The 12401-nt window shown below is 67.4% G+C and carries 10 protein-coding genes and 1 pseudogene; 8 read left to right on the forward strand and 3 right to left on the reverse strand.

Annotated features, from left to right (window positions below):
- Positions 1–71 precede the first annotated feature (71 nt).
- On the reverse strand, positions 72–251 hold the full coding sequence (locus ACILR9_RS22850; RefSeq protein WP_395712268.1) for a hypothetical protein: 180 nt from the start codon (positions 249–251) through the stop codon (positions 72–74).
- A 225-nt stretch (positions 252–476) separates the two neighbouring features.
- Here ACILR9_RS22850 and ACILR9_RS22855 point away from each other — a divergent pair, with 225 nt between their 5' ends.
- The 3 genes from ACILR9_RS22855 to ACILR9_RS22865 all read left to right on the forward strand — a co-directional run bounded on the left by ACILR9_RS22855 (position 477) and on the right by ACILR9_RS22865 (position 5989).
- Entirely contained in the window at positions 477–1508 is a 1032-nt protein-coding gene (locus ACILR9_RS22855) for an LLM class flavin-dependent oxidoreductase (RefSeq protein ID WP_395712269.1), read from the forward strand.
- A gap of 144 nt (positions 1509–1652) precedes the next feature.
- Positions 1653–2840, forward strand: coding sequence for an efflux RND transporter periplasmic adaptor subunit (locus tag ACILR9_RS22860; protein WP_395712270.1), 1188 nt, complete (start codon positions 1653–1655; stop codon positions 2838–2840).
- Positions 2840–5989 carry an efflux RND transporter permease subunit gene (locus ACILR9_RS22865; protein WP_395712297.1) on the forward strand — a complete coding sequence of 1050 codons (3150 nt, stop codon included), beginning with the start codon at positions 2840–2842 and terminating at the stop codon, positions 5987–5989. Before ACILR9_RS22860 ends, ACILR9_RS22865 begins: the two co-directional genes overlap by 1 nt.
- A 362-nt stretch (positions 5990–6351) precedes the next feature.
- Here the strand turns inward: ACILR9_RS22865 and ACILR9_RS22870 are convergent.
- A pseudogene (locus ACILR9_RS22870) lies at positions 6352–6459 on the reverse strand (LysR family transcriptional regulator); the annotation flags it as partial.
- A 69-nt stretch (positions 6460–6528) separates the two neighbouring features.
- Complete coding sequence (locus ACILR9_RS22875; protein WP_395712271.1) at positions 6529–7257, reverse strand: type 1 glutamine amidotransferase; 729 nt, start codon at positions 7255–7257, stop codon at positions 6529–6531.
- Between the two features lie 236 nt (positions 7258–7493).
- Here ACILR9_RS22875 and ACILR9_RS22880 point away from each other — a divergent pair, with 236 nt between their 5' ends.
- The 5 genes from ACILR9_RS22880 (at position 7494) to ACILR9_RS22900 (ending at position 12367) form a co-directional block, all read left to right on the forward strand.
- On the forward strand, positions 7494–7928 hold the full coding sequence (locus ACILR9_RS22880; RefSeq protein ID WP_395712272.1) for a hypothetical protein: 435 nt from the start codon (positions 7494–7496) through the stop codon (positions 7926–7928).
- A gap of 108 nt (positions 7929–8036) precedes the next feature.
- Complete coding sequence (locus tag ACILR9_RS22885; protein WP_395712273.1) at positions 8037–9023, forward strand: isopenicillin N synthase family dioxygenase; 987 nt, start codon at positions 8037–8039, stop codon at positions 9021–9023.
- A 346-nt stretch (positions 9024–9369) separates the two neighbouring features.
- Positions 9370–9534: a hypothetical protein gene (locus ACILR9_RS22890; RefSeq protein ID WP_395712274.1), complete on the forward strand. Its 165-nt coding sequence runs from the start codon at positions 9370–9372 to the stop codon at positions 9532–9534.
- Positions 9535–9730: 196 nt separating this feature from the next.
- Positions 9731–11257, forward strand: a complete 1527-nt coding sequence (locus ACILR9_RS22895) for an MFS transporter (RefSeq protein ID WP_395712275.1) — start codon at positions 9731–9733, stop codon at positions 11255–11257.
- Positions 11258–11365: 108 nt separating this feature from the next.
- Positions 11366–12367, forward strand: coding sequence for an LLM class flavin-dependent oxidoreductase (locus tag ACILR9_RS22900; protein ID WP_395712276.1), 1002 nt, complete (start codon positions 11366–11368; stop codon positions 12365–12367).
- Positions 12368–12401 lie beyond the last annotated feature (34 nt).

Consider the following 12401-nt stretch of genomic DNA (forward strand, 5'->3'; position numbering starts at 1 on the left):
CGCGGGCGTCCCGCCCGCCCGTGAGCGCGAGCGAGCAGGACGCCCGCGGTCCAGAAGAGGCCTCGCTAGCGTCAGCGCGAGTAGACCGTCGTCGTGGTCTGAGGGGTGGTGTAGGTCGTCGCGCTGACGGCGGGCGCCGGGGTCACGACAGCAGCCGTCGCGGGGACCGGCTGGACCGTGCGGGTCTCGGTGTAGCTGCACGCTGACAGGGCCGCGGTCAAAGCGATGGCAGCCACGATGATCGGCTTCATGATTCCTCCTCGTCATCAATCGTACGATCGAGAACGGCATCATCCGCTGGCGGTTGCGATACCTCGACGCCGACCCGGAGCGCGTGCCCGCCTTGTTGCCGAATGGCCACACCATCGATCATTCTGTGACTGCTATCGATAGTGGCCACAGGATGGTTGCGCTCCATGGAAGCGCTTGAAGGAACAAGGCTGCAGCCAAGCGGCCCGAGGGAGGGATAGGGACCGATGAGCAAGCCGTCGCTGCGCCTGGGAGTCGCCTACGATTTCCGCAATCCGGCCGAGTCCGGCATGGGTCACCAGCAACTCTACGCCGCGATCATGGATCAGGTCGCGTGGCTCGATGGGCTGGGGCTCGATCTCGTGTGGTTCACCGAGCATCACTTCGTCGAGGACGGCTACCTGCCGTCGTGGATTCCTGTCGCCGCGGCGATGGCGGCGCGGACCAAGCGCGTGCGCTTCTCCTGCGACGTCTGCCTGCTGCCGTTCAATCATCCGATCCGCTTGGCCGAGGATCTGGCAGTGCTCGACAACATCAGCGGCGGGCGAGTCGAGATCGGCGTCGGCATGGGTTACGCACCGCACGAGTTCCGCGGCTTCGGCCTGCCGGTGTCGCGCCGGGTGTCGCTGACCGACGAAGGGATCGCCGTGCTGAAGCGTGCCTTCACCGGCGAGAAGTTCAGCTTCGAGGGCAAGCGCTATTCCTTCCAGGACGTCACCATCACGCCGGGCTACGTGCAGCCCGGCGGGCCGCCTTTGTGGGTGGCGGCGATGGCCGAGCCCGGCGCGCAGAGGGCGGCGCGCTTCGGCGCCAACCTGCTGCCGCAAGGGCCGCGCGCCCAGTCGCTCGACGCCTGGACGAAGCAGGTGCGCGCCGACGGCCGCGACCCGGGCTCGTTCCGTATCGGCATCATCCGTTCGTGCCTGGTCACCGATGACCGCGAGCGCGATTGGGCCGCCGTCCGCGTCGCCGAGCGGCGGCGCATGGAAGTCTACAATCGATTCCGCGAGGCGGCGGGCGGGCATGGCGGCGTCGCCGGCATCACCGAGGCTGAGCGCATCCCCCAGACCTGGGTGGTCGGCACCGTCGATCACTGCGTGGCCGAGCTCTCGGCCTTCATCGAAGAGTATGGACTGACCGATATCGTGTCGTGGGCAGTGCCGCCCGGCATGCGGCCGGACGACATGAGCGCCAGCCTGGAGCGCTATGCGCGCGACGTTGCCCCTTGCCTGAGGGCACGCTTCGGCGGCAGCCCTTGAGGCGGCCCACCGGTCATAGGATATATGGTATCGGTGTGCGAACGGCCTGAGCCGGCATGCGGCCTTCCGGAAGGCCGCAGCGAGCGTGGCCCGGCCTCAATGCGTGAAGGGGTGCTCGTGCGAGCCTGGATTTGGCGTATCGCGGTGACATGCGTTCTCGTAGCGGTCGTCGCGGGCGGCTATGCGTGGTGGAAGCAGCCTCCGGCGAAGCAGGCGGCGCCGCAGGCACCGCCGCCGCCCGAGGTCGGTGTGGTCGAGCTGCAGGCCGCCAACGTCCCGCTGCCGCTCGAGTTTTCCGGCCGGGTCTCGAGCTTTCGCGCCGTCGAGATCCGCGCCCAGGTGAGCGGCGTGCTGCAGAGGCGCGAGTTCCAGGAAGGCGCCATCGTCAAGGCGGGCGAGGTGCTGTTCCGCATCGACCCGCGCACCTACGAGGCGGCGCTGGCGCGGGCGACCGCCCAGGCCGCCCAGGCGCGCGCGACGCTGACCCAGGCCGAGGAGAACTATAAACGCGTCGAGGGCCTGGCCTCGCAGAAGGTCTCGACCCAGAAGAACCTCGAGGACGCCATCGCCGCCCGCGACCAGGCGCGTGCCGCGATCCAGTCGACCGAGGCCGACGTGCTGACGGCGAAGCTCAATCTCGAGTTCACCACCATCAAGGCGCCGGTGACCGGCCCGACCAGCCTCGTCTCGCCGCCCGAGGGCACGCTGATCCAGGCGCAGCAGACCGTGCTGACGACGATCACCCAGCTCGATCCGGCCTATGTGAACTTCACCTTCACCGAAGGCGAGATGCGCCAGCTTCAGGAGGTCGAGCGGCCGCACGACGAGCTGTTCGATCCGGAGACCGTCAAGGTCGAGCTGCAGTTCGGCGACGGCGCTGTCTATCCGCAGCTCGGCAAGATCGACATGCGCTCGCGCACCATCGATCCGCGCACCGGCACGATCCTGATCCGCGCCATGTTCCCCAACAGCGACGGCGCCCTGCTGCCCGGCCAGTTCGTGCGCGTGAAGCTGACCGGCATCGTGCTGCAGAATGCCATCGTGGTGCCCAAGGCCGCGATCTCGCAGGGCCCGCTCGGCGCCTTCGTCTATGCGATCGAGCCCGACTCGGTGGCGCGCGCCCGCCAGGTGCGCATCTTCCGCGAGCTCGACAACGGCTTCATCGTGCGCAAGGGCCTCAAGGCGGGCGACCGCATCGTCGTCGACGGCGTGATCCGCGTGCGGCCGGGCAATGTCGTGAAGCCGGTCCCGATTGCCGAGGCGAAGGGAGCGGGGCAGCCGGCAGCGGGGCAACCGGCCGCGGGGCAACCGGCCGCGGGCGCCAAGCCGTGATCTCGAAATTCTTCATCGACCGGCCGGTCTTCGCGTCGGTCCTCTCGATCGTCATCGTGCTGGCCGGCCTGGTCGCCATGCGGGCACTGCCGATTTCGCAGTATCCCCAGATCGTGCCGCCCGAGGTGGTCATCTCGGCCAGCTATCCCGGCGCCACCGCCGAGACCATCGCCCAGACGGTGGCGGCCCCGCTCGAGCAGCAGATCAACGGCGTCGAGCGCATGATCTACATGCAGTCGACCTCGACCGGCTCGGGCACCATGAACCTGTCGGTGACCTTCGAGATCGGCACCAATCCCGACCAGAACGCCATCAACGTCAACAACCGCGTGCAGCGCGCCCTGCCGTTGTTGCCGGCCGAGGTCGCGCGCCAGGGCATCGTCGTGCAGAAACGCTCGACGTCGATCCTGCAGGTGATCACGATGTCGTCGCCGGACAACCGCTACGACACGATCTACATCAGCAACTACGCGCTGGTGAACATCCTCGACGAGATCCGCCGCCTGCCCGGCGTCGGCGACGCCTCGCTGTTCGGCGCCTCCGACTACTCGATGCGCATCTGGCTCCGGCCCGACAAGCTCGCCCAGTTCAATCTCACCCCGGCCGACGTCGCCGCCGTGATCCGCGAGCAGAACCAGCAATTCGCCGCCGGCCGCTTCGGCGAGGAGCCGATGAACAGCCCGCAGGTCTTCACCTACTCGGTGACGACGCCGCCGCGCCTCGTCGATCGCACGCAGTTCGAGGACATCATCATCCGCTCCGAGGAGAATGGCGGGGCGCTCCGGCTGAAGGACGTGGCGCGGGTCGAGCTGGGGGCGCTGCTCTACGGCTTCTCCGGCACCTTCAACGGCTCGCCGGCGGTGCCGATCGCCGTCTACCTGCAGCCCGGCGCCAACGCGCTCGCGGTCGCCGCCTCGGTGCGCGAGACCATGGAGCGCATCTCCAAGCGCTTCCCCGTCGGTCTGCGCTACGACATCCCGTTCGACACCACGCGCTTCGTCGAGGTCTCGATCGAGGAAGTGGCCATCACCTTCGTCGAGGCGATCGCGCTGGTCGTGCTGGTGGTGTTCCTGTTCCTGCAGAGCGTGCGGGCGATGATCATCCCGGTCATCGCCATCCCGGTGTCGATCATCGGCACCTTCGCCGGCATGTTCCTGCTGGGATTCTCGATCAATCTCCTGACCCTGTTCGGCCTGGTGCTGGCGATCGGCATCGTGGTCGACGACGCCATCGTCGTGCTGGAGAACGTCGAGCGCATCATGTCGACCACCGGCAAGGGACCGCGCGAGGCCGCCATCCAGGCGATGCAGGAGGTGACCGGCCCGGTCATCGCCATCGTGCTGGTGCTGTGCGCGGTGTTCATCCCGGTGTCGTTCCTCGGCGGCCTGGCCGGCGAGCTTTACCGCCAGTTCGCCGTCACCATCGCCGTGTCGGTGGTGATCTCGGGCGTGGTGGCGCTGACCCTGACGCCGGCGCTGGCGGCGCTGATCCTGAAGCCGGCGCACGGCCCGCCGCTGGCGCCGTTCCGTGTCTTCAATCGCGGCTTTGCCTGGCTGACCTCGACCTACACCGGGGGGGTCGGCTTCCTGCTGCGCAACGCCTTCCTGGGTATTGCCGGCTTCGTCGTCGTGCTGGGCTCGACCTGGGCCCTGTTCCAGCGCATCCCGGGCAGCCTCGTGCCGGCCGAGGACCAGGGCTACGTCTTCATGGTGACGGTCCTGCCGCCGGCCGCCGCCATCTCGCGCACCCGCGAGGTCACCAGGGAGGCGACGGCGGCGTTGATGAAGAACCCCGCGGTGGCCCACGTCGTCACCTTCTCGGGTTTCGACCTGCTGTCGCGCGCGCTCAAGACCAATTCCGGCATCTCGTTCGTGACCCTGAAGGACTGGTCGGAGCGCAAGGATCCCGCCGAGGATGCGCGCAACCTCGCGCCGGCGCTCGCCCGCATCAACGCCAACTTCAAGGACGGCATCGTCATCGGCTTCAACCCGCCGCCGATCATCGGCATCAGCGTCACCGGCGGCTTCGAATTCTTCCTCCAGGATCGCTCCGGCGGCCCGCTCACCGGCCTGGGCGAGGCGGTCAGCAAGGTGGTGGCGGCGGCCAACCAGCGGCCCGAGCTGCGCGGTGTGCAGACCACCTTCACGACGGCCGTGCCGCAGTACCGCATCGACGTCGATCGCGACAAGGCGCGCGCGCTCGGCATCCCCATCAACGCCATCTTCGACACCATGCAGAGCTCGTTCGGCAGCCTCTATGTCAACGACTTCTCGCTGTTCGGCCGAACCTATCGCGTCAGCCTGTCGTCGGAGGCCGACTACCGCGAGAAGCCGGACGACATGCGCCATGTCTTCGTGCGCTCCGACAACAATGTCATGGTGCCGCTGAGCGAGCTGGTCACCTTCACCCGCATCCTCGGACCCGACGCCGTCGACCGCTTCAACATCTTCCCGGCCGCCAAGGTGATCGGCGGGCCGGCGCCGGGCTACTCGTCGGGCCAGGCGATCGCCGCCATGCAGGACGTCGTCGCCAAGACCCTGTCCAACGATTTCACCATAGGCTGGATCGGCTCGGCCTATCAGGAGCTCGCCACGGCGGGCTCCGGCCAGCTGGGTTTCGTCTTCGGCCTGGTCATGGTGTTCCTGATCCTGGCGGCGCAGTACGAGCGCTGGTCGCTGCCGCTCGCCGTGCTGACCGCGGTGCCGTTCGCCGTGCTGGGCGCGCTGCTCGCCATCTGGTGGCGCGGCCTCGACAACGACGTCTATTTCCAGATCGGCCTGGTCACCCTGATCGGCCTCGCGGCCAAGAACGCCATCCTGATCATCGAGTTCGCCGCCCAGCGCCATCGCCAGGGCCTGTCGGTCTACGACGCCGCCATCGAGGCCGCGCGCCTGCGCTTCCGCCCGATCGTCATGACCTCGCTCGCCTTCGTGCTGGGCGTGCTGCCGCTCGCCATCAGCACCGGCGCCGGCTCGGCCAGCCGCCATTCGATCGGCACCGGCGTGATCGGCGGCATGCTGGCCGCGACGTTCGTCGCCATCCTTTTCGTGCCGCTGTTCTTCCGCCTGCTGACGCCGGCGAGGAAGACACCGGTGGCCGAGAGCAAGGTGCTGGATCGACCCTCTCACGCCACAGGCGACGGGGAGTGACGTCGCGGCGCGCGGCCGCTCATTGCTGGGAGCGCGCCGCTCATTGGCGCTAACTTGCAAAGGGACCTCACGCTGAGGAGCGGCCCGCAGGGCCGCGTCTCGAATAGCGCGCGGTAAACCGCGCGTCGTCGGCAGCGTGGCAGGTGCTGCGACACCGCTTTCCCAGCGATCTCGTGTGTAACCCATCCTTCGAGACGCCACGCTCCGCGCAGCTCCTCAGAGCCTGTGACTTTCTTCGTCGGAAGCCTTACGTCGGACCGTATTCGGCACGCTGTCGAAGATGGTCGACCAGCTGGCGGGTCGTGATCGGCAAGGCGGCGAAGTCCCGTGCGACCATCGTGAAGACCGACATGATCGAAATCGAGTGTCGAGCTGAAGGAAGCCACCTTCCGGCACGCCAGCGCGTGATCGCCCGGCACGACCAGCACGAGCTCGTCCCTGCGATAGGGCAGCCTCTGCAGACCACGCATGCTCGACGGGATGCTGCCGCTGCAGATGCCCAGGTCCGTCGTACCTTCCACCAGGAAATGGCCTTGCCTTCAGTCGGCTGCTTCAGCGCCGCGGCCCGGCCGGATGGTTTGCACGAAGGCGCGGGCGATGGCCTCGCCGGCCCGATCCGACGCGGCCGCATGCCGGGCGGCCATTTCGGGGTAGCGATCGAGCCAGCCGGGCGATCTCCTTTCGACGATATCGCGAAACTCGACCAGCCAGGCGTCAACGACCTCGGTGCTGGCCTCGAAGTGGAACTGGGTGCCGTAGGCGGCGCGGCCGATGCGAAAACACTGGTTGGGCACTACCGATCCAGACACGAGGTGCGCGGCGTTTGCGGGCAGGGAGAACGTATCGACATGCCACTGAAAACTGTCGAACCGCGCGCCGATCCCGGCGAACAGCGGATCGGCCGCGCCCTCCGGCGTGACGTCGAGGGTCGTCCAGGCGAACTCGCGGGCGCCGTCCAGGTGATTCTCGCCGCCGTAGGCGCGTGCAAGCAGCTGGGCGCCCAGGCAGACTCCCAGGACCGGCTTGTCGGCGTCACCGAAGCGGCGCATGAGGTTGGCAAGCGCGGGCAGGTAGGGATAGTCGGCGTCATCCACGGCGCTCTGCTTGCCGCCCATGACGATCAGCGCGTCGTGCTGATGGATGCCGGTCGGCAACGCGCCGTCCTTCCAGGGGCGAAACCAGTCGAGGCGAGCGCCGGCCTCGTCCAGGGCCCGGCCCAGCGTGCCGAGATACGTGTTCTCCATGTTCTCGACGATGGCGACGCGCACCCTGCTTTCTCCGATCCGTGGCGCCCACTTTCCCGGAACCGGCGCGCAGGATCAACCTGCCTGAAGAAGGCGGCGCAGACCGACTGACGGACAGACCATCTGAGGAACCATGCATGACTGGAAGGCTATCGATCATCGTTGTCCGCTGCCTGTGGTCGGACGACCCTTTACGCCGCCAGGTTGCCTCGACTCTGTCGGACATGGCAGGCTGAGCCATTCAACGAGGGGAAGAGCTCATGTTCAATCGTCTGTCGCTGTTCGGCATTGCCGCGGTCGTTGCCTGGTCGGGAGCGGCAAGCGCTCAATCGCTCGACATGAAAGGCACCTGGGTGGGCACGAGCAAGAGCATCGTCAGCGGTCTGCCCGCGCACCATCCGGCGACCGTGGCGGCAAAGCCGGCGGGAGACAACCGCCTCACCGAGGTACCGTTCACGACCAGGATAGAGGGGCAGGACGGCAATCGCGTGTGGGGCATCAATTCGTCGCCCGCTGCATCCCTTCCCATTGTCGGTGTCATCTCGCCGGACGGAAAGCAGCTTCGCCTGATCGTGAAGGGTCGGGGCATCGTCGAAGGCACGATCGTCGATCCGGATACGATCGAGATCTTCTACACCGAGGATCACAACGGCGTAACCGTCGCGGCGACCAATACCTGGAAGCGGCAGAAATAGCGCCGTCGACCGTGGCCGCATTGGGCTCGGTCATCGACCGCGAAAGGGCAAGCAACCCTGGTCGATTCCGATCCTTCTGCGGTGTTTGTGATCTGAGGAGGCAGGCAGATGGCTCGGCCCGCGAATGGTGAACTTCCTGTCATCGATGTCGGCAGCCTCTGGCGCGATGCCGGTGACGGCGAGCTGTCGCGGCTCGGCGAGCAAGTCGCGCGTGCCTGCCGGTCGACCGGCTTCTTCTACATCGCCAACCACGGCGTGGCGCGCGAGCTGATCGATGCGGCCTTCGCCGCCAACCGTCGTTTCCACGCCCTGCCGCTCGTGGACAAGCTCAGGATCAAGCTCAACCGCTGGCACCGCGGCTATCAGGCGTTGGCCGGCTCGACGCTGGTGTCCTCGGCGCGCTTTGCGCCGGCGCGGCATCCCAACCAGCTCGAATCCTTTTTCCTGCGGCACGAGGTCGATCCGGCTGACCCGCGCTACCAGGTCCAGCCCCTGCAGGGACCGAATCAATGGCCCGACGATGCGGACTTCGAGGATACGGTGCGTCGCTACGATGCGGCGATGTGCGATGCCGGAATGCGCCTGTTGAAAGTCTTCTCGACGGCGATCGGCGAGGCGCCCGATTTCTTCGCCAGACGGTTTTCACCGCCGGCAACCTGCCTGCGCCTCATTCATTATCCGCCGGCGCCGCTCCATCGCCCCGATGATCTCTACGGTGCCCATCCGCACACCGACTACGGCTTCCTGACGATTCTCGCGCAGGACAACGTGGGAGGGCTCGAGGTGCGCAAACCCGACGGCACCTGGACGCCCGTGCCGTTTGTGCCCGATACCTTCATCGTCAATATCGGGGACATCCTGGCGCGATGGACGAACGACACCTTTAATTCGACGCCGCATCGCGTGATCAACGCCTCGCCCGACCGGGATCGATACTCGATCGGCTACTTCTTCGATCCCAATCTCGATACCGAGATCAGCACCCTGCAGCATTTCCAGGACGGTGCGGCGGCGACGAAGTACGCGCCGGTTCGCTATGGCGACTATTTCAACGGCCGGCTCGACGCCAACTACACCGACCGGACGGGGATCTGAGGGTGGCGAGGCCGAGGGAGCGACACATGTTCTTGCCTCCCCCGTAATCGGGGGAGGTGCCTCGTCACACGGGGCGGAGGGGGAGGGCCTCAGACGAGGTCGATGAAATTCCGACGTCGGGAGTTCATGAATCCTCTTTGAGGCTTTCCCCCTCCGGCCCTACGGGCCACCTCCCCCGCTTACGGGGGAGGAAAGGAGATTTCGCTCCTGCGCCGTGGGTCGCGGCGGACCCGATCAGGGCCATTCCCGCGTTCGCTGTCTTGACGGCGCAAGAAACCCGCCTAGCGTGGGTGGACACCGGCGACGCGTGTCGCCGGTGACTGCGCAACATCAAGGAGGATGGGGCATGCGCAAGCTTGCGCTCGTGACCGATGCAGATGCGGTAGGCCTGGCATCGATGTCAGCGCGCGGTGTGATGGAGACTTGGAGCGGCATCAGCCGGGTTTCCGACCGCAAAACGGTCGTCGCGACCGCAAACCGACCGCAAGCAGGCTGGGTTGCGTTCGGCTAACCCATTGATTCAAAACGGAGCGAACGCACCGAACGCAACGAACGCAAAAATGCAGCCCCATTCTTTTTGCCACCGGCCTCGCTGGGGGTCGTGCTGCCCGCGGAGCAATGCCCTGGCGTCGCGCAGCGTGCCGCTTGTCAAGCAGACGGCCGCGGCGGCAATCTCGCTCCCGTGGCATGACTCGGGAGGCCCGTCGTTGACTGAACAATCGCCGGGCCCCTTCACGCTCGCGGCCGTGCGGCGGGCCGTCCTCGAGGGGCACGAGCCGCCTCCGGTGCCGGCCATCGCGCGGCTCGCCTCCTATCGCTGGTTCGTCGTCGCCACGGTCTGCGTCGGCGCCTTTATGGGACAGGTCGATGCCAGCCTGACGCAGATGCTGCTGCCCCGGCTCGAGCGCGACTTCGACGCCCGGCTGAGCGCGGTGAGCTGGATCGCCGTCGCCTACCTGCTGGCCATGGCGTCGTGCATGCCGATCTACGGACGGCTGGCTGACCTGATCGGCCGCAAGCTGCTTTATACCGCGGGCTTCCTCACCTTCATCCTGGGATCGGCCTTGTGCGGCTTCGCGTGGGACCTGACGTCGCTGGTGGTCTTCCGTGTTCTCCAGGGAGCGGGGGCGGCGCTGATCACGGCCAACAGCATCGCCATCGTCGTGCTGGCGACCCATGCCGAGGAGCGCGGGCGGGCGCTCGGTCTGCAATCGGCGGCCCAGGCGATCGGCCTGGGAGCGGGCCCTGCCATCGGCGGGTTGGTGCTCGACACGCTGGGCTGGCACTGGGCGTTCTGGATCAACGTTCCGGTCGGGCTGATCGGCGCCGCGATGGGCTGGATGGTCATCCCCCAGTCGCGCAAGTCGGCGGACTCCGAAAAGTTCGACTGGCACGGGGCATTGCTGATCGCGCCGGCCCTCACGGCCGTCGTGGCGGTGCTGAACGAAGGCTATGCCTGGGGGCCGACGTCGCCGTCCTTCATCGCCTGCGTGGCCTTCGCGATCCTGTTCCTGTTCCTGTTCTACCGCGCCGAACGGCTCGCCGAGTCGCCGCTGCTCGATCTCAAGCTCCTGGGTCTGAAACCCTTCCTGATCGGCAACCTGGCGAACTTCCTGTGCTACGGCTGCCTGTTCGGCGTGTTCTTCCTCATCCCCTTCGTGCTGGTTCGCGTCTACCAGGACTCGGAGCTGGCAGCGGGCCTCAGGCTTTCCATTCTGCCGGTGATGCTGGGCGTGCTGGCGCCCGTCGGCGGCGCCCTGTCCGACCGCTTCGGCGCGCGCGCGCCGACCACCGCCGGCATGGTGGTCTGCATCGCAGCACTTGCGCTGCTCTACGTCTACCTCGACGGCTCGCGGGCGAACCTCTCGATGGTGATGTTGGCGCTGGCCCTGTTCGGCGTCGGGCAGGGACTGTTCGTCTCGCCCAACAGCAGCGCGATCATGGGGCTGGCGCCGCCCCAGCTGACCGGCGAGGCCGGCAGCGTGTTGAACGTGATGCGCTTCCTCGGCATCAGCGCAGGTATCGCCGCCTCCTCGACGGTGCTGGCGCTCAGCCTCGGGATGATCCACGGCGGCACCGGCAGCACGGTCGACGCGCCGCCGGCGATGCTGATCGCCGCCGGCCGCGACGTCATCATCCTGCTGATCTGCCTGGCTGCCGGTGCAGGGTTGCTGTCGCTCGTGCGCCCGGGGACGCCGGCAGCCCGCTCCGAGCACGCCTTCGTGCCAGAGTAGGCCAGAGTAGGCCAGAGTAGGCGCCGGAGTAGCGGCGGGCAGCCCTTGCCTTGGCGCCTTTTCGGCCGCCAGACTGCGCGCCTTCACCCTCCAACGGGAACACTCGACATGCAGCTCGGACTTTTCATGGCGACGCAGTGGCGTCAGGGCGCCGATCTCGGACCGGAGCTCGACAACCTGATCGAGCAGGTGCGCGCGGCGCGCGCGAGCGGGCTGGTCTCGATCATGGTCGGCCAGCACTTCGTCTCCGGTCCGCTGCAGATGTTCCAGTCGATGCCGCTGCTGGCGCGGCTCGCCGCCGAGGCGAAGGGCATGCGGGTGGGGCCGGGCCTGCTGCTGCTGCCGTTGCTCAATCCCGTGGTCGTCGCCGAGGAATGCGCGACGCTCGACTGGCTGACCGACGGCAACGCCATCATCGGCCTCGGGCTGGGCTATCGCCACGAGGAGTTCTCTTCGATCGGCGTGCCGTTCAAGGAGCGCGTGCCGCGCTTCGTCGAGGGGGTGGCGGTCATTCGCAAGATGTGGCGCGACGACGTGGTCGAGCACAGCGGCCGCTTCCATACGGTGAACAAGGTGCAGGCGAGCCTCAAGCCCAAGCGGCCGGGCGGCCCGCCGATCTGGATGGCGGGCGACGTCGAGGTCGCGGTCAAGCGCGCCGCGCGGCTCGCCGATGCCTGGATGCCCTCGCCCATGGTGACCCTGAAGTCGGTCGGGAAGCTCAACGCGCTGTTCCGCGACACCCGCGCCGAGCTCGGCCTGCCGGCGGTCGCGGAGTATCCGATCATCCGCGAGTGCCATGTCGGCAGCGGCGTCGGCAGGGCGATCGACGAGGTGCGCGAGCCGCTCGCCTACAAGTACGAGTCTTATGCGAGCTGGGGCGAGGCCAGCGGCTTCGTCCCGGCCGACCGCATCCGCGGCGACTTCGACCAGTTCGCCGCCAGCCGCTTCATCATCGGCTCGGAGAACGAGGTCGCCGACCAGATCGCCGCCTACGGCGCCGAGACCGGCACCAACCACATCCTGCTGCGCGTGCAATGGCCCGGCCTCGACCAGAAGACCGCGCTGCGCACGCTCGAGCGGCTCGGGCGGGTGGTGGAGAAGGTGAAATAATTCCTCCCCAAGCTGCGCTTGGGGAGGAGAAGAA

Origin of the sequence: Reyranella sp. (assembly GCF_044224635.1) — a bacterium.
Classification (GTDB): Bacteria; Pseudomonadota; Alphaproteobacteria; order Reyranellales; family Reyranellaceae; genus Reyranella.

Bases quoted from the DNA above. Each gene is read 5' to 3' on its own strand.
- ACILR9_RS22850 (WP_395712268.1), bottom strand. From the start codon at position 251: ATGAAGCCGATCATCGTGGCTGCCATCGCTTTGACCGCGGCCCTGTCA.
- ACILR9_RS22855 (WP_395712269.1), top strand. From the start codon at position 477: ATGAGCAAGCCGTCGCTGCGCCTGGGAGTCGCCTACGATTTCCGCAAT.
- ACILR9_RS22880 (WP_395712272.1), top strand. From the start codon at position 7,494: ATGTTCAATCGTCTGTCGCTGTTCGGCATTGCCGCGGTCGTTGCCTGG.
- ACILR9_RS22885 (WP_395712273.1), top strand. From the start codon at position 8,037: ATGGCTCGGCCCGCGAATGGTGAACTTCCTGTCATCGATGTCGGCAGC.
- ACILR9_RS22890 (WP_395712274.1), top strand. From the start codon at position 9,370: ATGCGCAAGCTTGCGCTCGTGACCGATGCAGATGCGGTAGGCCTGGCA.
- ACILR9_RS22900 (WP_395712276.1), top strand. From the start codon at position 11,366: ATGCAGCTCGGACTTTTCATGGCGACGCAGTGGCGTCAGGGCGCCGAT.